At 29.4% G+C, this 24,832-nt stretch carries 24 protein-coding genes; 17 read left to right on the top strand and 7 right to left on the bottom strand.

What is annotated here, in order from left to right:
- Nucleotides 1-3: 3 nt before the first annotated feature.
- From EAH69_RS07100 to EAH69_RS07050, 11 genes are all read left to right on the top strand, one after another.
- A complete protein-coding gene (locus tag EAH69_RS07100) occupies nucleotides 4-1,203 on the top strand; it encodes an EpsG family protein (RefSeq protein ID WP_121934496.1) in 1,200 nt (399 codons plus the stop codon).
- A gap of 1 nt (nucleotide 1,204) precedes the next feature.
- Nucleotides 1,205-2,296 (top strand): glycosyltransferase family protein, encoded by a 1,092-nt coding sequence (locus tag EAH69_RS07095; RefSeq protein WP_121934495.1) that lies wholly within the window; start codon nucleotides 1,205-1,207, stop codon nucleotides 2,294-2,296.
- Between the two features lie 3 nt (nucleotides 2,297-2,299).
- The gene (locus EAH69_RS07090) at nucleotides 2,300-3,385 is read left to right on the top strand and encodes a hypothetical protein (RefSeq protein ID WP_121934494.1); all 1,086 of its coding nucleotides are present in this window, start codon (nucleotides 2,300-2,302) and stop codon (nucleotides 3,383-3,385) included.
- 10 nt (nucleotides 3,386-3,395) lie between these two features.
- Nucleotides 3,396-4,520: a hypothetical protein gene (locus EAH69_RS07085; protein ID WP_121934493.1), complete on the top strand. Its 1,125-nt coding sequence runs from the start codon at nucleotides 3,396-3,398 to the stop codon at nucleotides 4,518-4,520.
- The gene (locus EAH69_RS07080; protein ID WP_121934492.1) at nucleotides 4,510-5,364 is read left to right on the top strand and encodes a glycosyltransferase family 2 protein; all 855 of its coding nucleotides are present in this window, start codon (nucleotides 4,510-4,512) and stop codon (nucleotides 5,362-5,364) included. The genes EAH69_RS07085 and EAH69_RS07080 overlap by 11 nt, the downstream gene beginning before the upstream one ends.
- Nucleotides 5,365-5,388: 24 nt before the next feature.
- Nucleotides 5,389-6,513: a glycosyltransferase family 4 protein gene (locus EAH69_RS07075; RefSeq protein WP_121934491.1), complete on the top strand. Its 1,125-nt coding sequence runs from the start codon at nucleotides 5,389-5,391 to the stop codon at nucleotides 6,511-6,513.
- Entirely contained in the window at nucleotides 6,510-7,580 is a 1,071-nt protein-coding gene (locus EAH69_RS07070) for a glycosyltransferase (RefSeq protein WP_121934490.1), read from the top strand. Before EAH69_RS07075 ends, EAH69_RS07070 begins: the two co-directional genes overlap by 4 nt.
- Before the next feature lie 133 nt (nucleotides 7,581-7,713).
- Nucleotides 7,714-8,595, top strand: a complete 882-nt coding sequence (locus EAH69_RS07065) for a sugar-transfer associated ATP-grasp domain-containing protein (RefSeq protein ID WP_230466735.1) — start codon at nucleotides 7,714-7,716, stop codon at nucleotides 8,593-8,595.
- A gap of 10 nt (nucleotides 8,596-8,605) precedes the next feature.
- A complete protein-coding gene (locus EAH69_RS07060; protein WP_121934488.1) occupies nucleotides 8,606-9,211 on the top strand; it encodes a sugar transferase in 606 nt (201 codons plus the stop codon).
- The gene (locus EAH69_RS07055; RefSeq protein WP_121934487.1) at nucleotides 9,198-9,890 is read left to right on the top strand and encodes a NeuD/PglB/VioB family sugar acetyltransferase; all 693 of its coding nucleotides are present in this window, start codon (nucleotides 9,198-9,200) and stop codon (nucleotides 9,888-9,890) included. Before EAH69_RS07060 ends, EAH69_RS07055 begins: the two co-directional genes overlap by 14 nt.
- A 62-nt stretch (nucleotides 9,891-9,952) precedes the next feature.
- Nucleotides 9,953-11,089 carry a DegT/DnrJ/EryC1/StrS family aminotransferase gene (locus tag EAH69_RS07050; RefSeq protein ID WP_121934486.1) on the top strand — a complete coding sequence of 379 codons (1,137 nt, stop codon included), beginning with the start codon at nucleotides 9,953-9,955 and terminating at the stop codon, nucleotides 11,087-11,089.
- A gap of 67 nt (nucleotides 11,090-11,156) precedes the next feature.
- Here the strand turns inward: EAH69_RS07050 and EAH69_RS07045 are convergent, their stop codons facing one another.
- Nucleotides 11,157-12,032 (bottom strand): DUF4886 domain-containing protein, encoded by an 876-nt coding sequence (locus EAH69_RS07045; RefSeq protein ID WP_121934485.1) that lies wholly within the window; start codon nucleotides 12,030-12,032, stop codon nucleotides 11,157-11,159.
- An 81-nt stretch (nucleotides 12,033-12,113) separates the two neighbouring features.
- The gene (locus EAH69_RS07040; RefSeq protein WP_121934484.1) at nucleotides 12,114-13,205 is read right to left on the bottom strand and encodes an acyltransferase family protein; all 1,092 of its coding nucleotides are present in this window, start codon (nucleotides 13,203-13,205) and stop codon (nucleotides 12,114-12,116) included.
- A 94-nt stretch (nucleotides 13,206-13,299) separates the two neighbouring features.
- Between EAH69_RS07040 and EAH69_RS07035 the strand changes: the two genes are divergently transcribed.
- The 6 genes from EAH69_RS07035 to aspA all read left to right on the top strand — a co-directional run bounded on the left by EAH69_RS07035 (nucleotide 13,300) and on the right by aspA (nucleotide 20,688).
- Nucleotides 13,300-14,037 (top strand): lysophospholipid acyltransferase family protein, encoded by a 738-nt coding sequence (locus EAH69_RS07035; RefSeq protein WP_230466734.1) that lies wholly within the window; start codon nucleotides 13,300-13,302, stop codon nucleotides 14,035-14,037.
- Nucleotides 14,037-15,890 carry a M1 family metallopeptidase gene (locus EAH69_RS07030; RefSeq protein WP_121934483.1) on the top strand — a complete coding sequence of 618 codons (1,854 nt, stop codon included), beginning with the start codon at nucleotides 14,037-14,039 and terminating at the stop codon, nucleotides 15,888-15,890. Before EAH69_RS07035 ends, EAH69_RS07030 begins: the two co-directional genes overlap by 1 nt.
- Nucleotides 15,890-16,360, top strand: coding sequence for a ribonuclease H family protein (locus tag EAH69_RS07025; RefSeq protein ID WP_121934482.1), 471 nt, complete (start codon nucleotides 15,890-15,892; stop codon nucleotides 16,358-16,360). Before EAH69_RS07030 ends, EAH69_RS07025 begins: the two co-directional genes overlap by 1 nt.
- Nucleotides 16,361-16,395: 35 nt before the next feature.
- Nucleotides 16,396-17,295 (top strand): hypothetical protein, encoded by a 900-nt coding sequence (locus EAH69_RS07020; RefSeq protein WP_147439106.1) that lies wholly within the window; start codon nucleotides 16,396-16,398, stop codon nucleotides 17,293-17,295.
- Between the two features lie 126 nt (nucleotides 17,296-17,421).
- Nucleotides 17,422-19,074 carry a glucose-6-phosphate isomerase gene (gene pgi, locus EAH69_RS07015; protein WP_121934480.1) on the top strand — a complete coding sequence of 551 codons (1,653 nt, stop codon included), beginning with the start codon at nucleotides 17,422-17,424 and terminating at the stop codon, nucleotides 19,072-19,074.
- A 213-nt stretch (nucleotides 19,075-19,287) separates the two neighbouring features.
- Nucleotides 19,288-20,688: an aspartate ammonia-lyase gene (gene aspA / locus EAH69_RS07010; RefSeq protein ID WP_121934479.1), complete on the top strand. Its 1,401-nt coding sequence runs from the start codon at nucleotides 19,288-19,290 to the stop codon at nucleotides 20,686-20,688.
- A 356-nt stretch (nucleotides 20,689-21,044) separates the two neighbouring features.
- Here the strand turns inward: aspA and EAH69_RS07005 are convergent, their stop codons facing one another.
- From EAH69_RS07005 to EAH69_RS06985, 5 genes are all read right to left on the bottom strand, one after another.
- Nucleotides 21,045-21,566, bottom strand: coding sequence for a plastocyanin/azurin family copper-binding protein (locus EAH69_RS07005; protein ID WP_121934478.1), 522 nt, complete (start codon nucleotides 21,564-21,566; stop codon nucleotides 21,045-21,047).
- Nucleotides 21,567-21,692: 126 nt separating this feature from the next.
- On the bottom strand, nucleotides 21,693-22,340 hold the full coding sequence (locus EAH69_RS07000; protein WP_121934477.1) for a 7-carboxy-7-deazaguanine synthase QueE: 648 nt from the start codon (nucleotides 22,338-22,340) through the stop codon (nucleotides 21,693-21,695).
- A 2-nt stretch (nucleotides 22,341-22,342) separates the two neighbouring features.
- Entirely contained in the window at nucleotides 22,343-23,221 is an 879-nt protein-coding gene (locus EAH69_RS06995) for a bifunctional 5,10-methylenetetrahydrofolate dehydrogenase/5,10-methenyltetrahydrofolate cyclohydrolase (protein WP_121934476.1), read from the bottom strand.
- Nucleotides 23,222-23,366: 145 nt separating this feature from the next.
- Complete coding sequence (locus tag EAH69_RS06990; protein ID WP_121934475.1) at nucleotides 23,367-23,774, bottom strand: hypothetical protein; 408 nt, start codon at nucleotides 23,772-23,774, stop codon at nucleotides 23,367-23,369.
- Between the two features lies 1 nt (nucleotide 23,775).
- A complete protein-coding gene (locus EAH69_RS06985) occupies nucleotides 23,776-24,777 on the bottom strand; it encodes an NAD(P)H-dependent glycerol-3-phosphate dehydrogenase (protein ID WP_121934474.1) in 1,002 nt (333 codons plus the stop codon).
- Nucleotides 24,778-24,832 lie beyond the last annotated feature (55 nt).

Here is a 24,832-nt window from a genome sequence, read left to right as displayed (position 1 = left end):
ATTATGTCAAAAAGTTTAGACAAATCAGTTGGGTTATTTAGTTTTTTAGCCTTGCCAATGTTAGCATTAATTTTGGCAATTAAAAATTACAGAATGCCTTGGAGCAAAAATGTTGTTTGGGCTTTTATGGCTTTTTATGCGTATCATTTTTCTCCACCGAATGAGGGGGCAGATATAAAACATTACATCGAAAAGTTTATTAATTATTCATTTATAGATTTTTCCATCCAAGATTTTATTATTTCACAATATTCTGAAGGTTCAACAACTTTAGATATATTAGAACCACTTACTTCATACTTATTAAGTAGAATAACAGATAATTATCATTTTTTATTATTAATATATGGAGTAATCTATGGTTATTTCTTTTCAAGAAATATTTATTATTTTATAGACTCAACAAAAGAAAATTTAAGTAGTAAATCACTTGCTGTTTTAACATTATTAATAATTGTTATCGGTATTTGGAATATTAATGGTTTTCGTTTTTGGTGCGCTGCACAAATATTTATTTATGCATGTTTTAATTTAATTATTTATAAAAAAATTAAAGGGTATTTATTTTTAATTTTAGCTTGTCTAATGCACCTTGGTCTTTTAATTCCATCCCTAATTCTGTTGCTTTTTAAACTATTTAAACTTCCGGTACATATTGTGTTTGGAGTTTTTTTAGTGACATTTTTTTTAGCAGAATTGGATATGGAAGTTGTGCGTACATCTATTAATAATTTTGCTCCAGATTTTGTTAAAAATAAACTAAATGCGTATACTTCTGAAGCTTATGTAGAAGTTGTTAGTGAGAAATTAGAATCATACAGCGTATTTTATCAATTATCAAAATTTATTCGAATTGGTTTAGTAGTTTTTTTCTCAAGCTTTTTATTGATTAATAAAAAACTATTTCAAAAAGATAAATTTTATCAATTATTTGTTTTTTTTCTAACATTCGGTTCATTTGCAAATATTTTAAGTCAAATGCCATCAGGAGGAAGATACTTAGTAATAACTGATTTTATATTATTTGGGATTACTTTTTATTTTATTCAGAATTACAAAAACGCAAGACTATCAAAATATATTAATTATACAATTCCAATAATATTAGTTTATGGATTTTATAATTTTAGAGTTATAGGCATCCATACATTTAATATCCATCATTTTATAAACAATCCAATTATTTCATTATTTATTTATTAACATGAAAATACTATTAATATCATCTCATTTTTTTCCTTTAATTAATCCTCGATCATTTCGAGCTACAGAATTAGCAAAAGAATTAGTTCGTCAAGGAAATGAAGTAACAGTAGTTACATTACATAATTCTAAACATGCAGAGTTTTCCAAAGAATTTAATGTAGAATTTAAATATTTACCTGATTTAAAATGGAAAGAAATTTCTATTCAAGGGGGTGGAATTTCATCTAAAATAAAAAGGGGATTAAGAAGAACTATGCAGTTAGTTGCTGAATACCCAGCGGTTGAATTAACTGGTTTAGTTAAGGATTATATTAACAAGGAAAATAAACAATATGATGCGCTTATAAGTATTGCAGTTCCTTATCCAATTCATTGGGGAGTTGCTGCTTCTGATTGGAAAAAAATAGCAAAAACTTGGATTGCAGATTGTGGAGATCCTTACTATGGAGATACTTCGGATTCTTTTAAAAAGTTATTGCATTTTAAATATGTAGAAAAATGGGCATTTTCTAAAATGGATAAAATAGCTATTCCAATTGAAGGAGGAAAAAAAGGATATTTTAAAGAATTCCATGATAAAATCAGTATTATTCCTCAAGGATTTGATTTTAATATTGAAAAATCTGTTTATAAAAAAAATCCAATACCAACGTTTATCTATGCAGGTGGATTTATTCCTGGGTATAGGGATCCACAACCATTTTTAGAATATTTAACTAAAATAGATAAGGAATTTAAGTTTATTATTTATACAAAAGGAACAGTACTAATAAAACCATTTTTACAAAAATTAGGTGATAAAATTGAAATTAGAGAATATATTCCTAGAGAAGAACTAATGTTAGAATTATCTAAGGCCGATTTTTTAATTAATATTGATAATGCTGAAAGTGTTCAATCTCCGAGTAAATTAATTGATTATAAAATTGCTGATCGTCCAATTTTAAATATTAAAAAAGGAAAAATTAATGAAAAATTAGTTAATGAATTTATCGATTACAATTTCGAAAATCAACTAAACATAAATGACTTGAATCGTTTTGATATTAAAAATGTAGCAAAACAATTTATTAATTTAATTAAAAAATAAAAAATGCTTAAATCAATAAAAGACTTTATAATTAATTTTCAAGGATATAAAACTAAAAGAAAATTAGTTGCCTTTTTGGTTGATGATTACGGAACAATTAGAGTTTCAACTGAAGCCTTAAAAGAGTTAGAGAAAAATGATAAGTCATTAACGGAAAATAGATTTAATAAGTTTGATGATATTGCTTCTAAACAAGATTTAGAAGATTTATTCAAAGTATTAAAATCAGTTAAAGATAAAAATGGTAAACCAGCGGTTTTTACTCCAATGACTGTAGTGGCAAATCCGGATTTCAAATCAATTTCAGAAAGTAATTTTTCTAATTACCACTATGAAAGTTTTTATCAAACTTTAGACAAATTTGCTGAAGGGAATGAAATTAAACAACTTTGGAAAGAAGGAATTGAACAAGGAATTTTTGTTCCTGAGTTTCACGGAAGAGAACATTTAAATGTTCGTTTTTGGATGAACTATTTGAGAAATAAAGATGAAAATATTTTAAAAGCTTTTAATCATAATTCAATTGGGGTTAATCCTAAGATTAAGCAAAATTATGATTATATGGCTGCTTATGATTTAATTGAAAAGGATCATATAGACGAATTAAATAGTATAACAAAAGATGGATTAGATTTATTTGAAAAATTGTTTGGTTATCGTTCTGTATTATTTACACCTTCAGCTTTAATTCATCATGATGATATGCATAGTGATTTAAATTCTGTAGGTATTAAATATATTGATATGGCAAGATCTCGTATGATGCCAAATTATACTGGAGCTAAATCAAAAAAATTCCATTATTTAGGTCAAACAAATAATTTAGGTCAAAAATACATCACACGAAATGTAATGTTTGAGCCTAATAAAGATAATTCAGATGCTGTTAAAAAAGCACTTACAGAAATAGAAGTTGCTTTTAAATATAATAAACCTGCAATAATTAGTTCACATAGAGTTAATTTTGTAGGCGGTAAAGATAAATCTAACAGAGAAAAGGGATTAAATGATTTGAAAAGATTATTAGAAGGAATAGTTTCTAAATGGCCTGAAGTTGAGTTTGTAGCTATTAGAGATATCTTTAATTAATAATACTAAAATGATTAAAAAGACAATAAAAGACTTATCAATTAATTGTCAGAATATATTAGGTTGGAAAAGCAATAAAAAAATTCTGGTTATAGAATCTGATGATTGGGGAAGTATTAGAATGCCTTCAAAAAAAGCATATTCAAATCTATTAAACAATGGAATAGCAGTAGATAAATGTCCTTATAATTCTAATGATTCTTTAGAAAATACAGATGATTTAAATGCTTTATTTGAAACTTTTTCAAGTATTAAAGATTCAGAAGGGAATTCATTAAAACTTACAGCGAATTCTATTTTAGCTAACCCTGATTTTGAAAAAATCAAAGCAAATAATTTTGAGAAATATTATTACGAAGATTTCGTTTCTACTTATCAAAGAGTAAATGGAAATACGGATACTTATGAATTGATTAAGCAAGGATTGGATCAAGGTGTTTATATTCCACAACTTCATGGAAGAGAGCATCTTCAAGTTAATGAGTGGCTAAATATATTAAGAGAAGGAGATAAAGAAGCTCTTTTAGCTTTTGATAATGAGTTGTTTGGTTATCCAACCCAACGATATAGAGATTCAAAAATGCACTTATTAACAGCATTACACATTAGGAATCCTGAGGAAGAAAAATTTGCAATTCAATCAATAAGAGAATCAGCAAATTTATTTGAACAATTTTTTGGTTTTAAATCAGAGTCTTTTATAGCACCCAGATATATTTGGAATGATGTGATTGAAAAGGAGCTTGCAAATGTTGGAGTAAAATATATTCAAGGTAAAATTGTTCAATCTATTCCTAATGAAAATTCTTTGAAATCAAAAATTCATTTGTTTGGTAGTAAAAATAAATACGATCAAATTTATTTAAATCGAAATGTATTTTTTGAACCAACTCAAAATCCAAGATTTCCTTGGATGAAAGATGCTTTAAATAGAATTGATATTTCCTTTAGATGGGGAAAACCAGCTATAATTTCAATGCATCGTTTAAATTTTATGGGTGGATTGAATGAGAAAAATAGAACGGACAATCTTTTAGCTTTAAAAGATTTAATAAATAAAGTGCAAAAAAAATATCCAGATGTAATTTTTATGTCTACGAATGAACTTGGTAAACTAATAAATAATGAAAAATAATCCTCAGGTTGCTATAATGATGCCAGTTTATAATGGTGAAAACACCTTAAAACTAGCAATACAATCGATAAAATCTCAAACTTATCAAAATTGGAAATGTTATATTGTAAACGATGGATCTACTGATAAGACAAGAGAAATTTTAGATAATTTAAATGATGAGAGATTTGTAATTCATCATTTTAATGAAAATAAAGGAAGACCCTATGCACGCCAAGCTATTTTGGATGCTGCAGAAGGAAAGTATATAGCTTTTTTAGATGCAGATGATTTTTTTCATCCTGAAAAATTAGAAAAACAAGTTAAGATTTTAGAAGGAAATTCAGTTATTGATTTAGTTAGTTGTGGTAATCTTTGTTATGGAAACAATTACAAAGCTATGTCTTATAGGGGTGTTGGCCGAAATGAAATTGAAGATTATCATAAAGAAAGTAAATTAAATTTAGCTTTAAGAACTTCATTATTAAGATTAAATTTATGTAAGAAAATTGCTTTTAATTTAAATCTAAAACATGCTCAGGATACAGATTTTCTTGAAAAATATTTACCTAATAGGAAATTTATGGTAATGGATGAGATTCTTTATTATTATTCTGAATTTGATTCTGTAGATAAGTTTAAAATATTAAAAACTGATTATTATAGTTTATTACAATATATAAGTTTAGTTACTAAACAGCCCTTTTACGCTATTAAAAACATCATTAAAGTTTCGATAAGAATTTTTAGTAAATCAATATTATACCCTTTTGTTGATGCTGATTTTTATTTAAACAAGAGAGGTTTAAAACCAAAATCAAATGATGTGAAAGAATTTAATCAATTAATAAATAAATTTATTTAAGCTATTTAATTTAAAAAAATATTAATGAATAAAATACTCTACATAGCGACAAGTGATGTTCATCTAGCAACATTTCATACCCCTTACTTAAAATGGTTAGGAGAAAATGGAGTGCAAGTAGATATAGTAGTTGAAAATAGAGGAAATTTAGAGTTTGAAGGAGTAAATAATACTTATCATTTAGATTTCCCAAGATCATTTACTAAAAAAGAATTATTAGTAAGTTATAAAAAGCTTAAAAATATTATTGATAACGGTAATTACAATATTATACATTGTCATACTCCTATTCCTAGTATGTTAACTCGTTTAGCAGCTAGTAAAGCAAGAGCTAACGGAGCTAAAGTTTTATATACAGCTCATGGTTTTCATTTTTATAAAGGAGCACCAGCATCACGTTGGTTAGTATATTATTCAGCAGAATATATATTAAGTAAGTTTACTGATGCAATAATAACTATTAATAAAGAAGATTATGGTTATGTAAATAATAAAATGTTGCATAAGGATTCATACCATATAAAAGGAATTGGAGTAGATTCATCACGTTTTAAACCTTTAAATAAAGAAGAAAAGCGTGAAAAGCGAATAGAGCTAGGATTAGATCCAGATAAATTTGTATTACTTTATGTAGCAGAATTTATTTCTAGAAAAAATCATGAGTTTGTAATTCGTTCAATTCAATCACTTCAGAAAACTATACCTAATTTACAAGTATTATTTGCAGGTAAAGGAGAGTTGTTGGATAAAATGAAACAATTATCTAAAGAACTTGAAGTTGATAGTTCAATCAAATTTCTTGGTTTTAGAAAAGATGTACATTTATTAAGTGCTATTGCTGATATTGGAATCTCATCAAGTAAACATGAGGGGTTAGGTCTAGGGTTGACTGAAGAAATGTTTTGTAAAGTTCCTATTATCGCTAGTTATGATAGAGGGCATAAAGAAATGGTTGTTCAAGGAGAAAATGGTTACATGTTTCAGCAAGGAAATTCTGAAGAATTTATTGGATATGTAAATACATTATATCAAGATGAAGAATTACGTCTTAAAATGGGAGAAAAAGCTTATGAGAAGGCACAAGAATTTGAAATTGAAAATTCATTAAATTCAATGAAGGAAATATATAAAAGATATTTAATTTCATGAAAATAGGATTCGTATTAAATAGAATTAATGGAGGTGGTATAGGAAGAGTTGTATCTACTTATGCAAATCTTATTGCTGATAATACTGAACATGAGGTTCACTTAATATTATTACATAAAAAAGATCATTTATATAAACTAAGTCCTAAAATAAAAGTTATTGAAAATGAATCAAATAGGGCTTCTCTTAATAAATTTTCTTATACATTAGATACATATAAATTTCTGCGTAAAAATTTTTCAAGAAATGTATACGATAGATTAATTGTGAGTGGAGAATGGATAAATTCTTTTGCATATTTTGCAACTATTTTTACTCAACAGAAAAATATATATTTCTTTGATCATAGTAATCCATTAAGGGATGGGCAATCACCATTTTTATTTGCAGATAAAATAGCATATCAAAAGGTAGAAGGTGTTTTAGTATTGTCTGAAGCAGCTAGGTTAAAAGTTTTAAAAAAATTCCCAAATGTTAGCAATACTGTAATTGTAGAAAATCCAGTTTTATTTTTAGATAAGAATGAAAAAATAGAATCTAAAAATATTATTATCTCAATGGGGCGTTTATCATCAGAAAAAGGTCAAGATATATTAATTAAAGCTTTTGCAAAATCGGATAATAAGGATTGGGAATTACATTTTTTAGGAGATGGACCTTTAAAAGCTGAACTTATTGAATTGGCAGAAAAATTAAATATTACAGAAAAAGTGGTTTTTCTTGGAAATCAAAAAAACATAGCAGATTTCTTAAGTACGGCTAAAATTTATGTTATGCCTTCTAAAACAGAGAATTTCCCTATGGCTCTTCTAGAAGTAATGTCACTTGGATTACCTTGTATTGTTACAGATTGTATGCCATGGAGAGGTGATGAAGATTTTATTATTAATAACGCTAACGGAATTAAAGTTCCAGTAGATGGTGTAGATGAAATGGCTATGGCTTTAAGTAGGTTAATTAATAATGATGAAGAGAGAAGCTTTTTCAGTAAGAAATCATTAGAAATAAGAGAAAGATTAAACTTAAACAAAACTTTAGAAGCTTTTTCTAAAGCAATTAAAATTTAATACAATGCAGGCAATAAATAGAACCAAATATTTTCTTTATTATTTAAAAGAACTAGATTATAATAAATTTTCGAAGTTCTTAAATTACACTTGTAAATTAACAGGGAAATCAAAATTTAATATCATTTTAGATATGATTAATTCTACATATAAATATAATGTAGGAATAATGGATTATTTTCAGTTTCGTTTTTTTGAAAAAAATGATTTAGAAAGAGAGAAATGGGTAGGAACTGGATATAAATATGAGTTTGATTTAAAAACAAATCCTAAGCACACTCGTTCTATCCTTGAAAATAAATTAGAATTTTATGAAGTTTACAAAGATTTTATTTTTCATCCTTTCTGTAAACTAGAAGATATTAAAAATAAAAACTCTGAGGCTGATGCTGTTTTAACTAATAAAACAGGTAAAATGGTGTTGAAAGATTCACTAGGTCAATGTGGGTATGATGTTGAAATTGTAAAAACTTCAGATTATACTTTAGAAAGTTTAGCTTCTTATATGTCTTCTAAAGGGTATGATATGGCTGAATCTTTTATTCAACAACATGATCATATTAATAAAATATCTTCTACAGGTCTTAATACAGTGAGAATGTTTACTGTGATAAATAATACTGGTGGTGTAGATTTAATTGGAGCTCGTTTAAGAGTAAGTGTTAACAGTCATGTTGATAATCTTGCTTCTGGAAATATAGCTTGCCCTGTTGATCTGAATACAGGGAAAATTAACGGACCTGGAATTTATAGTGATATTACAAAAGAAGATGTTACACATCATCCTGTTACTAATGTTCAGTTAATAGGTTTTCAAATTCCGATGTGGGATAAAGTTATAGAACTTACTAAAAAGATAGCTTTAGCTCATCCAGAAAATAGAGGGGTTGGATGGGATATAGCTATAACAAATGATGGAATTGATTTTATAGAAGGAAATCATAATTGGTGTAAAACATTATGGCAATTACCTGTAAAAAAGGGAATGAAAGATATATTAGATAAATACAATTAATTGTATAAAAATGTATAGAAAATTTATAAAAAGAATTTTTGATTTTTCCATAGCATTAATTGGTCTAATATGTTTATCTCCTATTTTTATTGTGGTTACAATAGGATTATATTTTGCTAATGAAGGAAAGCCTTTCTTTTTTCAAGAACGTCCAGGTTTAAGAGATAAAATCTTTAATATCATAAAGTTTAAAACGATGAATGATAAAAAAGATGCTGATGGAAAACTTTTACCAGATGCCGATCGTTTAACACCAATTGGTTCGTTTGTACGTAAAACATCATTAGATGAGATTCCACAGTTAATAAATGTTTTGAAAGGAGATATGTCAGTAATAGGTCCTCGTCCTTTACGTACATATTATTTACCTCTATATAGCGAGGTACAAAAAACAAGACATCATGTTCGCCCTGGTATTACAGGCTGGGCACAAGTCAATGGACGTAATGCTATTTCTTGGACAAAAAAGTTTGAATTGGATGTTTATTATGTAAATAACATCTCTTTTGCTTTGGATTTTAAAATCTTTTTTATGACCATTAAAAAAGTATTTATAAGAGAAGGTATTAGTAAAGAAGGTCATGTAACAACTGAAGCTTTTAATGGAAAAAATTAAAGAAAAAATTCTAATAATAGGAGGGGGTAATGTAGGAGGATTTATAATTAATAATATAGATCAATTTAGTAGCTCCAATGAAGTGATTGGTATTTTAGATGATGATATTTCTAAAATAGGGAAAGAGTTTTGGGGAATAAAAGTAGTAGGAACTGTAAATGACTTACCTAAATTTACATCTAGATATGAACGCTTAGGTATTGTAATTTCTATAGCAAATCCGATAATTAAACAAAAGATTTATAATTCTATATCAAATACTTCAAATATATTTTTCCCAAATTTTATTCATAATAATACCTGGATTAGTAAAAAAGTTAAAATAGGTCAAGGAAATATAATATATCCTGGAGTAAGTATAAACTATGAAACAGAGGTAGGTGATTTTACTACAATTAATATGAATGTTTCTATTGGACATAATTGTTGTATAAATAAATTCTCAACATTATCTCCAGGTGTTAATATAGCAGGATTTACGAGAGTAGATAGGGGATCTTTTTTAGGGATTGGTTGCTGTTCTACACAAGGACATACTATAGGTAAATATTGTACCATTGGTGCAGGATCTGTAATTATTAGAGATGTGCCAGATTATGCGGTTGTAGTGGGGAATCCTGGTAAAATTATTAAATATCATGAACCTGTGATTGAGATAGAAAAATGTGAAAATAAATAGGGTGTTTTATTGATTCGGAAGAATGTAAAATGCTAAATTTGATTTAACTAAAAACATAACAAATGAACTCAAAAATATGGTTATCATCTCCACATATGGGGGGTAACGAATTAAAGTATATTCACGAAGCATTTGATGCGAATTGGGTAGCACCTTTAGGACCTAATGTAAATGGATTTGAAGAAGATTTATCAACATTTTTAAATCAAGAAGTATACGTAGCTGCATTATCAGCTGGTACAGCAGCTTTACATTTAGCTTTGATTGAATGTGGTGTATCACACGGAGATGAGGTTATCTGTCAATCGATGACATTCTCAGCATCAGCGAATCCAATTGCATACCAAGGAGCAACACCAGTTTTTGTAGATTCTGAAAAAGATACATGGAATATTTGTCCTGTTGCTTTAGAAGAAGCAATTCAAGATCGTATCGCAAAAGGAAAAACTCCAAAAGCAATTATAGCAGTTCATTTATACGGAATGCCATATAAGGTTGAAGAAGTACATGCAGTTGCAGAAAAATACAAAATTCCCGTAATTGAAGATGCTGCCGAAGCATTAGGATCTACGTACAAAGGACAGGCTGCTGGTACATTCGGACGCTTTGGAGCCTTATCTTTTAACGGAAATAAAATTATTACAACTTCAGGAGGTGGAGCATTAGTTTGTCAGTCAAAAGAAGATAAAGATAAAGCTGTATTCTTAGCGACTCAAGCGCGTGATAATGCACCTCATTATCAACATTCTCATATTGGATACAACTACCGTATGAGTAATATTACTGCTGGAATTGGTCGTGGACAAATGGAAGTTTTAATTGATCGTGTTGCAGCTCGTCGTGCGATGAACAAATTCTATCAAGAGTTATTCGCAGACATTGATGGAGTAACTGTTTTCACAGAACCATCAGACGATTTCTACTCAAACCATTGGTTATCTGCAATCGTAATTGATCCAGCAATTGCTGGAAAAACAAGAGAAGATTTACGTCTAGCCTTTTTAGAAGATGATATTGAATCTCGTCCTTTATGGAAACCAATGCACATGCAACCTGTTTTTGTGGATGCACCATATTACGGAGGAACTGTAGCTGAAAAATTATTCGATAATGGATTATGTCTTCCATCAGGTTCTAATTTAACAGACGAAGAAAGAGCTCGTATTACAGCTAAAGTAAAAGAAGTATTCGGAAAATAATTCGATATAAATATCAAGAGGATTAATTAGGTTTAATCCTCTTTTTTGTTGGATAATAGTATGTCAATTATAGTACAGATACAAAATCAGGATTATTAATGGCTGAGTTAGCACATTTCTTTAAAATATAATTTTCATTTGAAGAGATATCATCACTTAAAAAGCTAGATTCTAAAGCTGAAACTTTAAATAATTTTTGAAACCAAGTATATGATACAACAAGTTTGCCTTTGTCATTTAAATGATATCCATCTCTTGTTAAGTTATCTCCTATAACTGTATTTCTAGCATTCTGTATAGCTGTTCCTGCAGGTATTATAAAAGAAATCTTATTATTCTTATTTAACCAATAGTTATAAGTATTAACGATAGAGCTATACATAAGAAGTTGATTGTTTTGGTAATTTTGAAAACCCGAATGATCTGAATCATTTGAATAAGCCCACGTTTGATGTAAAACAAATCGTTGATTAAGTTTTGTTTTTAATGTAATTTCGTCAATTAGTAGATTTAAATAAGGATCAAAAGAAGACTGTATTCCAGAATTATAGCTGACTTGTTGTAGAGATATATAATCCCAATGTTGCTCAGTAATAGCTGTTTCTAAATTATAATTAAATTGAACTTTTTTTATGCCTTTGAAATCAGAAGTAAAAAATCTATAAATACTTCTGTTAGTACTTAAATTATTCCAATGATTCTCTAATGTACCTCCTGATATATATAGATTGCCTATGTATATATATTTATTCGAGGATTTAGTGATTTGGTGTAAATATTTTTCTACGGCATCTTCTGAAAAACTATTTCCAATCAATAAAATCTTTATAGAATCTATTGGCTTTGCTGGAATTTCAATAGGATAATTATCCTCATATAGTTCGTTTTGAGATGTACAACTTAGAAAATAAAATAATATAAAAATAAAATTCAGTTTAAGCATAGGATAGGTTTATATAAATATACTTAATTCTATGTAATATATAACTTTCATTAAGTATATTTATACAAATAGGAAGTTATATTAATGAATTAAGAATTTTTTAAAAACATTTAATTCTGATTTTTTTATAGCAAATAATATTCTTCCAATTTTTAAATTACTTATTATTATAAAAAATATAATTGATTGTGAGTAAGTAAGGAGATTAATTATTATAAATTGAGAAAAAGTATTTTCAATGTAATTATTTACTAAAATAGCATTCAAGTATAATATAGGAGGATGGATTAAATATATTGTAAAAGATGAGTTTACAAAAAATTTAATTAGACCATTATTATTTAGTGATAAATTTCTAAATATATTAAAAATCATAAGGATTAAAAGAGATGTATTGATTATATATCCGGATCTTAATATAAGTTTAATAATACTGTTTAATTCATTATAATAATTAGATATAAAAATTGAATGAAATATAATGAATCCTACAGTTATTATTGGATAATATTTTTTATTAATATTATAATCTTTGTAATATAAACATGATCCTAGTATAGTTGGAACAATATAAATTAATGGATAGATAATTAAATTTTTATAAATAAAAATTAAAAATTTTGAATCAAATTTATTTAAAAATGATTCAATGATAAAATTTAAAAATATTGATACTATACCCAATATTGATACTATAATAATAATTTGATAAAGGTTTCTTCTGTTTATATAAAGAATTATTGTTTTTAATAAATCATATTTTGTATAATAAATAATAGATATTATTCCTAAAGTTAAAAGAAACCAAATATGATTTAGGGAATACTTGAAAATAGACGTAATTGAATATTCAATATATTGAGTTAGTGGCCAAATTATGATTAAGGAAAAAAATAAAGGAATTAAAATTTTCTCAATTCTACTTCTTTTAAAATATTGATAACCTTTTTTTTCATATAAAAAACTAGAGAAAAATCCTGATAATATAAAAAACATTTCCATTCTAAAAGGATGAGTCAATGAAAGGGCATCATAAATAGTATTATTTTGAATTGGTATTATTTTATTATTTTCATGAAAGAGGTGGGCGATATGGTACATTGGACCAATTAACATAAGAATACATCTTAAAAGATCTAAGCCTATTAATCTTTCGAATTTTGTTTGCATCATTTTATTATTTAAAAAAGTTTGAATCGTTACAAATATAGGTTGTAAATAATATTTAATTCAAATAACCTATCTTCGTTTCAACTAAAACAAACGAATGAAATACATCAAAGGTTTACTTGTTTTCTTATGGCGAATTTGGATGATTATTCTCGGAGCAAGCTATGTACTTGTATTCGGATTATTCGTATTAATTCCACTACTATTTTCCGAAAAAGCCTTTAAATACGTTTACCCAATTATCAGATATTGGGGTAAGTTTATATTTTACGGTACAGGCTTTAGATTAGAATATGAAGAAAAAGTAAAATTAGATCCGAATAAGAATTATGTATTCATCGCCAATCACACTTCGATGATGGATATTATGACGGTTTTAACTGTACTAAAACATCATCCAATTGTATTTGTCGGAAAAGCCGAGTTAGGCAAAATTCCTATCTTTGGAAGGATTTATAAACACATTTGTATTTTGGTTGATCGTTCAAGTATGAAGAGTCGTGCGAAGGTTTATCCAGATGCAAAACATAAATTAGATCAAGATTTAAGCATATTTATCTTCCCAGAAGGTGGTGTTTCAGATGACACGTCTATTGTTTTAGATAAATTCAAGGACGGAGCGTTTAATATTGCCATCGAAACGCAATCGCCGATTGCCGTTTTATCAATCGAAGGATTAAAGGAAATGTTTCCTTTCAATTGGTTTCAAGGATATCCAGGAAAAGTTAAAGTTAAACTGTTGGATATTGTAGAAACGAAGGGTAAAAATGTAAAAGAGCATAAAGCAGAAATTAAGAATTACACGTATCAAATCATACGAAAAGAAATAGAATAATGCGAAAAATAGCACTATTAGCAGTAGGAGCAGCTTTAACAGTTGCATGTAACAAACAAGCTGTTGATGTTACAACAAACGAAGAGGTAAGAGATAGTCAAACATTTGCGGATATTTCTAAAGCAAAGGTTAAACACTTATCATTAGATATAGAAACAGATTTTGAGAAGCAAATCATCAAAGGTTCAGCTCAATATTCGTTTGAGAATAATGATGCGAAAGAAATCATTTTCGATACAGAGAAATTAACAATTGATTCTGTTGTATTAGCAAACGGTAAAAAGACAAAATTTACGTTAGGAACACAAGACGAAATCAAAGGTCAACCCTTACATATTGAGGTAACTCCTAACGATACAATTGTAAAGATTTACTACAAAACATCGCCAGAAGCAAATGCTTTACAATGGTTAGATGCATCACAAACGAACGATAAAAAAGCGCCATTTTTATTAACACAAGGACAAGCTATTTTAACACGTTCGTATATTCCAATTCAGGATACACCATCAATTCGTATCACATACGATGCAAAAGTAAAAGTACCTCAAGGTTTAATGGCTTTAATGAGTGCGATTAATCCAAAGGAGAAATCTGCTGACGGAATTTATACTTTCAAAATGCCTCAACCTATCGCGCCTTATTTGGTTGCTTTAGCGGTTGGTGATGTAGAGTACAAAGCTGTAGATCATCGTACAGGAGTTTATGCAGAACCAGGAATGTTGGAAGCAGCAACTTGGGAATTTGCATTAATGGGTAAAATGGTAGATGCTGCTGAAAAATTGTACGGAGAATATCCTTGGGAACAATTTGATGTATTGGTTTTACCACCTTCTTTTCCTTTCGGAGGAATGGAAAATCCTCGTTTAACATTCGCTACACCTACGGCAATTGTAGGCGATCGTTCGATGACGAATTTAATTGCGCACGAATTGGCTCATTCATGGTCTGGGAACTTAGTAACGAATTCTACTTGGGACGATTTCTGGGTAAACGAAGGATTCACTGTTTACTTCGAACGTCGTATTATGGAAGAATTGGAAGGAAAAGATTATGCGGATATGATTTCAGTAATCGGATTCCAAGATTTAGAAACTTCTATGCGTAACATTCCTGAAAAGTATACATCATTAAAGGTTAATATGACAGGAGCAAATCCTGATGATGCTTTTTCAGACGTGCCTTATGACAAAGGATATTTATTCTTAAAAATGTTAGAAGATCGTTATGGTCGCGAGAAGTTTGATCAATTCTTGATTGAATATTTTTCATCTCACGCTTTTCAAACAATGACAACAGAGAAGTTTGTTAATTACATGAAAGCGAACTTAACAAACGGAGAAGATGATTTCGTACAAGAATGGATTTATACGACAGGATGGCCAAAGAATTTAGTTAAACCTACTTCAAAATTATTTGATTTAGCAGAAGCTCAGTTCAATCAAGATATTAAAAATGGTCGTAATAATATTGCACCATCTAAAATTGAAATTAATACAAAATCAACAAATGAATGGGTTCATTTTATTCGATTAATTGATCCTAAAAAGAACACAATCGAAGATTTAAAATACTTAGATGAGGTTTACGGATTTACGAATTCTAAAAATCCAGAAATTCAAACAGCATGGTTCGAGAAATCATTCTTAATGAAATATGATGTAGTAAACGCTAATGCAAAAGAATTTTTAACTCGCGTTGGTCGTCGTAAGTTTTTAGAGCCTTTATATTTAGCATTAAAAGAGTCAAATCAGATGGCTTTAGCACATGATATTTACAAATCAGCTCGTCCTAATTACCATTTTGTTGCTCGTAATACAATTGATTCAATGCTTAATTATAACGCAAAATAATGGCAATAGTAGCGTATACAGACGGTTCTTCTTTAGGTAATCCTGGCCCAGGTGGCTATGGATTAATCCTATTGGAAACGGAAAAAATGGTTAAGAAAGAAATTTCGCAAGGTTTCCGTTTAACAACCAATAACCGAATGGAGTTAATGGCCGTTTGTGTTGCCTTAGAATCTTTAAAATTTACTAATACAGAAATCACGATTTTTACGGATTCGAAATATGTGGTTGATGCGGTTGAAAAACGTTGGGTATTTGGTTGGGTTCAGAAAGGATTTAAAGGAAAAAAGAACGAAGATTTATGGCGTCGTTTTTTACAAGTTTATAAACTTCAGAAAGTTAAATTTCAATGGGTTAAAGGTCATGCTGGTAATGTTTGGAATGAACGTGCTGACCAATTAGCAGTTGAAGCGGCAAATAAACCAGAAAATTTTAAAATTGATTCATATTTCGAAGCGAATAAAGACGAATAATCTTTAATTTTGTAGAGAGGAATACAGAAATGAAAATGAAGTTTTGGACAATAGTTCTTCCAATAGTACTATGCTTATTTTCTTGCAGTAGCAAGAAAGAAAATAATGTGGTTGTTTTTAGTGGACATATCAAAAATACGAGATTAGATAGCGTATTTATTATTTTGAATGAACGCGAGAAGGGATTTGCATTAGATTTTGATGGGAATTTTTCAGATACGATTCAATTAAATAACGAAGGATATAAAGTACTTTCTATAGACAGGGAAGAATATCCGGTTTATTTAGCGCCTGGAGATAGCTTGTTTTTCAATACTGATTTAAAAAAATTAGAGGAAACATATTATTTTAAAGGAAAAGGAGCTGAACGAAATAATTATCTTTTTGAAAAAGATAAATTGATCAACGCTTGGTTAGCTAATGAATCATTATTTAAATTAAATTCTGATCAATATATCCAGAATATGGAAGATTTTTCAGCAACGCTAAGAAAAGCAATGGTTGGGTTTAATATTGATAAGTCTTTCGAGAAGATTGAATCTCGTAACCTTTATTTTGACGAGTTTAATTTATTATATACATACAGAGATACTTACGCTTATTTTAATCCTACTGAAATTCAATTACCAATTGATTTCTTGGATTTTAAGAGATTTAATTTAGATAATGAGGAGGATTTTAACCAATTCAGAAGTTACAGAAGTATTGTTACTTATTTCTTAGATGAAAAACTGAACAATGGCGAATCTCCTATCGATATATTAAAAAATATAAAAAGCGAATCGATTAAATATTCTTTCATTCGTACATTGATTGATAACTTGGATCCAACAGATGAATTTAGTCCGGTGGCTTATCAAGCGATACAATCATTTTGCGAATATCAACCATGGTTAAAAGAAGCAAAATCGATTATGGATAATAGAAAAAAATAGTTGCAATAGCAGCTATTTTTTTTGTTTAATAGCGAGAGGTTTTTTTAAACACGCAATCGTTATCGTATTATTATAATTTGAAAGCGATTCTATTTTTGTCTAAATTTGTTTAGTAACAAACAGATTATGGCATTAAATACAATAAATCCAACAACAACTTCAGCTTGGAAAAACTTACAAGCGCATTACGAAGCTATCCAACATACATCAATCAAAGAATTATTTGAAGCAAATACAAAGCGTTTTGAAGAATTTTCTATTCAATATCCTTCATTATTAGTTGATTATTCTAAAAATATAATCAATGCAGAAACGATTCAATTATTAGTTGACTTAGCAAAAGAAACTGGTGTTGATGAGGCGATTCAGCAAATGTTTAACGGAGATCAAATCAATGTAACAGAAGGTCGTGCTGTTTTGCATACTGCTTTACGTAACAGATCAAACGAAGAAGTATTAGTTGATGGAGTAGATGTAATGCCTCAGATAAACCAAGTGTTAGAGCAAATGAAAAATTTCTCTAAACAAGTGATTTCTGGCGAATGGAAAGGTTATACAGGAAAAGAAATTACAGATGTTGTAAACATTGGGATTGGAGGTTCTGATCTTGGTCCGGTAATGGTTACAGAAGCGTTAAAACATTACAAAACACGTTTAAATGTTCACTTCGTTTCTAATATTGACGGAACGCATTTAGCAGAAACGTTTAAAGTTGTTAATCCAGAAACGACTTTATTTATTGTTGCTTCTAAAACGTTTACTACACAAGAAACAATGACTAATGCATTTACAGCAAAGCAATGGTTATTAGAAAATGGAGCTACAGAAGCTGATGTAGCAAAGCATTTTGTGGCGTTATCTACAAATGCAAATGGAGTTGCTGACTTCGGAATTGATACGGCTAACATGTTCCAATTTTGGGATTGGGTAGGTGGTCGTTACTCGTTATGGAGTGCAATTGGTTTAAGTATTTGTTTAGCCGTTGGATATGATAATTTCGAAGAGCTTTTAGAAGGTGCTCACGAAATGGATAATCATTTTAAATCTGAAACTTTAGACCAAAATATTCCTGTTGTATTAGCTTTATTAGGAATTTGGTACAACAACTTTTTTGGTGCAGACTCTGTTGCCTTATTACCTTACGAGCAGTATTTATCTCGTTTCGCTGCATATTTCCAACAAGGAGATATGGAATCAAATGGTAAGTATGTTGGTCGTGATGGTAAAAAAGTGGATTATGAAACTGGACCAATTATTTGGGGTGAACCAGGAACAAATGGTCAACACGCTTTTTACCAATTAATTCATCAAGGAACAAAATTAATTCCTGCTGATTTTATTGCAGGAGCTAATTCTTTAAACGTTTTAGGAGATCATCACGCAAAATTATTATCTAATTTCTTCGCTCAAACAGAGGCTTTAGCTTTTGGAAAAGAAGAAGAGACTGTAGTTGCTGAATTAGTTAAAGCAGGAAAATATCAAGACGAAATAGATTTTTTAACTCCGTTTAAGATTTTTGAAGGTAATCGTCCAACAAATTCAATTTTATACGAAGTATTAACTCCTCGTGTGTTAGGTAATTTAATTGCGATGTACGAACATAAGATTTATGTACAAGGTGTAATTTGGAATATTTTCTCTTTTGATCAATGGGGAGTTGAATTAGGTAAACAATTAGCTAATGTAATTTTACCTGAATTAGAGAACGATGAGAATGTAACTTCTCATGATTCTTCGACAAATGGGTTAATTAATGCGTATAAATTCTGGAGAAAATAGAATTTTTATCAAAATATATAAATTTTAGAGGGGTATTCGATTGAATATTCCTCTTTTTTTTGCTTTGACCCCTATTAAATTATCATTTTAATTAACTAAAAAATACAAACTAAATAAATACCCCTAAAATATCAGGGGTTTATGTTTGAATTTTTATGTTTTATAGAAATAATATTGTTTTTTTGTAGGATCTATTAACAAAAACACGCAAATATGAATTTATATCGAATTGAAAGTGATTTGATTGGGGAATTAGAAGTACCAACAAATGCCTATTACGGAGTTCAAACAAAACGAGCCGTAGAGAATTTTAAAATCTCGAAAGAAAAGCTAAGCGATTATCCAACTTTTATTCAGGCTTTGGCTCAGGTTAAGTTAGCAGCAGCTAAAACAAATCAAGAAATTCATTCACTAGACAAAGATTTATATCAATCAATTCGACAGGCGTGTTTAGATGTTATAGATGGTCAATTTAATGATCAATTTCCTGTAGATTTAATTCAGGGTGGTGCAGGAACTTCGGTTAATATGAACATTAACGAAGTGATAGCAAATCGTGCATTAGAATTGATGGGATATAAAAAAGGAGAATATGAATTTTGTTCACCAAACGACCATATCAATTTGGCACAATCTACAAATGATGCTTATCCAACAGCTGTAAAAATAGCATTGTTTCAAATGCATGAAGATATTTACCATGCAGTTGAAGATTTAGTAACAGTTTTTAGAATTAAAGGAATTGAATTTCAATCCATTACTAAAATGGGGCGTACGCAACTACAAGATGCCATTCCTATGACAATGGGACAAGAGTTTGAGGCTTTTGCTTTTACATTGGAAAAGGAGTTAAAAAGATTGAATTTAGCTCGTGAAGAATTTCTAGCCATTAATATGGGTGGAACTGCAATTGGAACAGGTTTAAATGCACCGCAAGAATTTCCTGAACTATGTGCTAAAAATTTAGAAGAAATTACAGGAATTCCAGTGTATGTTGCTCTAAATTTAATCGAATCAACTTCTGATACAAGTTGTTTTGTTGAGTATTCTTCAGCGTTAAAAAGATTAGCAATAAAATTGTCTAAAATATGTAACGATCTTCGTTTACTTTCTTCAGGTCCAAGAGCAGGCTTAGCTGAAATTACGTTACCAGCAATGCAAGCAGGATCGTCTATCATGCCAGGAAAAATAAATCCGGTGATTCCAGAAGTTGTGAACCAAGTTTGTTTTAAAGTGATCGGAAACGATACGACCATAATGATGGCTTCAGAAGCAGGTCAGTTGCAGCTGAATGTGATGGAGCCTATTATTGTACAAACATTAATGGAATCAATTCAGTTGATGACGAACGGAATAATTTCATTAAAAGAAAAATGTATTGAAGGTATTGTTGCAAACAAGGAAACTGCTGAAAGTTTAGTTAAAAACAGTATTGGTATTGTAACTGCTCTTAATCCTTACATTGGTTATAAGATGAGTACAAAGATTGCAAAAGAAGCTTTGATGACTGGTAAAGGGGTTTACCAGCTCGTACTTGAATATGAATTGCTAACGAAAAGTCGTTTAGATCAAATTCTGAATCCTCAGAATATGTTAGCGCCACAAATTGTTTGATGTTTAGCCCAGTTTTCTGGGCTTTTCTTTTGAAGAAAATAGAAGGCACAAAAAAAGCCTGAAAAATGTTCAGGCTTAAAATTAACACATGAGGACAAAATTTACTCTACTAAATCTTATACTCTTAAGATATTTCAATTAGTGTGCCAAAAACTAAAATTATATTGAAACAAAGATATAATTCTATTAATCTAATAGAATTATAGGAGAATTTACTGTTGTTTTGACTGAGTCGGAAATAATATCGTTTGATATTTGTACTTTTGTCGTGATTTGAGCGTGTTCGATGAAATTTTGTCAGCTAATTTTAAGACTTTATATAAAAAAAGTCTCCAATTAGGAGACTTATATTTTGATTAATTAACTGCTGTAATTTTTCCTTGCATTGTAGCTGTATGTCCAGGGAATGAACATAAGAATTGATAATCACCAGCTTTTTCAATTTTGAATTTAATCTGATCATTTTCTTTACCTCCTAAAAGTTTTGTATGTGCTAAAATATCAGCTTGTTTCTCTTTCGGGATGTAATCAGTATCTTTTTCTGAAGAAGCTGCATATGCGAAATCTCCTATATCAACACCTTGATTTAAAATAACTAAATTATGTCCCATCGCTTCTTTAGACATTGTTCCATTATTCATCAATAACAAAGTTATTTCTTCTCCAACTTTTACAGTAAATGCTGTTTTGTCAAAAGTCATATCATCATTTGCTTTAATTACAATATGATTAGTTGTTTGTGCAGCTGCAGGAGCTGACGCTTCAGGAGTTGAAGTTTCGTTATATTCGATTATATCAGTATTTGCATTTGATTTTTCTTCTTTTCCACATGAGAATACAAGTGGAAGAACAAATGCCATTAAGAAAATCTTTTTCATAGTTCTTCAAATTTTGATTGGATTAAGTTACGATTATTAAGTGTGAAATAAAAGAATATTAATATGATAGAAAATAGCATATAAAAAAAAGGACATCAATTGATGTCCTTCTTCGTATTTTGATTCCTATGGAATGTCTAAATATTTATGCGTTTGTAAAGAAATTCTCCATTTCGGATTTTCTTTTACATATTCTACAATCTCAGGTAAATTTTTATCGCGTTTACTCCATTCAGTCTGTAAATACAACACACAATCTTTACCTACACGAGCAGCTTGTTCTTCTGCAAACTTAAAATCGTGTTGATTAAAAATAATACATTTTAATTCGTGAGCTGCTTCACAAACATCATCTTTTGGTAACATCGTTTTCTTTGGTGATAAACAAACCCAATCAATCTCTCCAGACATAGGATAAGCGCCCGAAGTTTCCATGTGGATACGAGCACCTTTTTCGTGTAATTTTTTCGTTAAATACGATAAATCCCACATTAAAGGTTCACCACCTGTAATGACGATAATATCTGCTTGTGAAGTTGCAATTTCAACAATATCTTCAACTAAAGTTAAAGGATGTTTTTCTGCATCCCAGCTATCTTTTACATCACACCAATGACATCCAACATCACATCCACCTAATCTAATGAAATAGGTAGCTACACCAGTATAAGCTCCTTCACCCTGAATTGTGTAAAAGTGCTCCATAATAGGCAATAACTTACCTTCCTTAAGTAGTTCTTGTTGTTCTGCTGTCGTTGATGTAATATTAATCATTCTTATTTATTATTTCTGTTGTAAGCCAATAAAGTATTTTTCAATAACATTGCTCTTGTCATTGGTCCAACACCACCTGGTACTGGGGTAATCCAAGAAGCTTTTTCTTTTACGTTTTCGAAATCTACGTCACCAGCTAATTTAAATCCTTTTGGAGAAGTAGGATCGTCAACGCGAGTAATACCAACGTCTACAATAACAACTCCGTCTTTTACCATATCAGCTTTTAAGAATTCTGGAACTCCTAAAGCAGTGATTACGATATCAGCTTCTTTTGTATATTTTGCTAAATCTTCTGTTTTTGAATGAGTAATTGTAACGGTACTGTTTCCAGGGTTTCCATTTTTACTCATTAAGATTGACATTGGACGTCCAACGATACGAGATCTACCAATAACAACAGTGTGTTTACCAGCTGTAGGAACTTCGTAACGTTCTAACATTTCCATAATTCCGTAAGGTGTAGCAGGTAAAAATGTTTCCATTTCTAACGCCATTTTACCAAAATTCATTGGGTGGAATCCGTCTACATCTTTGTTAGGATCAATAGCATTAATTACTGCTTCTTGATCGATGTGTTTTGGTAATGGTAATTGAACGATAAAACCGTCTAAATTAGCATCATTATTCCATTCTTGAATCTTAGCAATTAACTCTTCCTGAGAAATTGTATCTTCTAAAATTAATTCTGAAGATTCGAAACCTACGAATTTACAATCTTTGATTTTATTGTCAACGTAAGTGCGAGATGCACCATCATTTCCAACTAAAATTGCACCCAAATGAGGCGCACGTTTTCCTTGTTCTTTGTACGATTCAACTAACGATTTGATCTCATTTTTGATCTCCTTCGATAGTTTAATACCATCTAAAATTTGCATTGTTTGTTGTGTTTGCGCAAAGATAAGGACAAAATACGTATTAATAGAAATGTTAGACGTTAGATTTGAGAAGTTGGATTTGAATTATAAATACGAAAAAAGCGAGCTAATTGCTCGCTTTATTTTTATATTTTGGAATGAATGATTAAATCGCATTCATTTTTTCTTCAACAATTTTTCGTTGTTCTGCAATAATCTGATCTTCTTCTGTCGGAAATTGGAAGATTCCAGAATTTATATTTTCAATACGTTTTAATACTTCGTATGAAGCTTTTGCTCTATCGTTATCGTTTCGATTAAGATAAATACGAATCGCCTTCATAAACGTCAAGATATTTTTCTTTTTTAATTCATCCGCCAACAAGAATTGATCACGTTCCTGATTTTCTTCTAATAAAATCGATAACTGATTATCATCAATTTTATAATAGGATTGTAACATTTGATTAAAAATGATAAGAAAACCTTCGTCAGCATCACCAATTTCAATAATTCGAGCCAAAGTTTTGTTTAACTCTTGAATGTATTTCGAAATAAAATCTTGTTTAATCATATTAATCTAATTTCATCGACAACTCTTTCATCGTTTTTCCAGCATTTTTACCTTCGTAAAGAATGCTATAAACGGCATGAATAATTGGCGCTTTAATTTTATAACCTTCATTTAAAATTGCTACACCTTTTGTTGCGTAATATCCTTCGGCAACCATGTTCATTTCCATAATAACTGATTGTACAGAATATCCTTTTCCAATCATATTACCGAATGTTCTATTTCTTGAAAAATTAGAATATCCCGTAACCAATAAATCACCTAAATAGGCTGAATCGTTAATTTGGCGTTTTGTTTTATTGACTTGTTTTAAGATATCGTTCATTTCACGAATCGCGTTACTCATCAACACTGCGTGGAAGTTATCACCATAACCTAAACCATGTGCAATACCAGCGGCTACAGCGTAAATGTTTTTAAGAATAGCACCGTATTCTGTTCCAAAAATATCGTTAGAAATCTTTGTATTGATAAAATTACAAGCTAAACAATCTGCAACTGTTTTAGCCTTAAATTCATCTAAAGCAGCAATTGTTAAGTAAGATAAACGCTCTAATGCAACTTCTTCTGCATGACATGGTCCAGAAACTACACCTAGTTGTTCTTCTTTTATATTGAATTCGTCAACTAAATATTGTCCAACAGCTTTGTAATGATTTGGAATAATTCCTTTAATCGATGTAACAACAAATTTATCTTTTAATGAAATCGTCAATTTACTTAAACAGTTTTCAACATAAATAGAAGGAACCACCAAAAATATGATATCAGAATTTGATACAACTTCGTTGATGTTTGTAGAAATATTTAATTTTTCAGGATTAAATTCTACATCTGTTAAATAATTTGGGTTGTGGTGATTTTTTTCAATACTCTCTTTTACATATTCATCTTTCACCCACCAGTTGAATGTTTCAAGGTTTTTACTAAGCATTTTTGCAATTGCAGTAGCCCAGCTTCCGTTCCCGATTAATCCAACTTTACGATTTGATAACTCAATCATAATAATTTTATTGAACTTACAAAGTTACGAATTTGTATTATACCTATTTTTGTAT

Origin of the sequence: Faecalibacter macacae (assembly GCF_003687725.1) — a bacterium.
GTDB classification, from domain to species: domain Bacteria; phylum Bacteroidota; class Bacteroidia; order Flavobacteriales; family Weeksellaceae; genus Empedobacter; species Empedobacter macacae.
The sequence above is the reverse complement of the archived record's forward strand: the minus strand, read 5'-3'. Positions and strand labels throughout refer to the sequence as shown.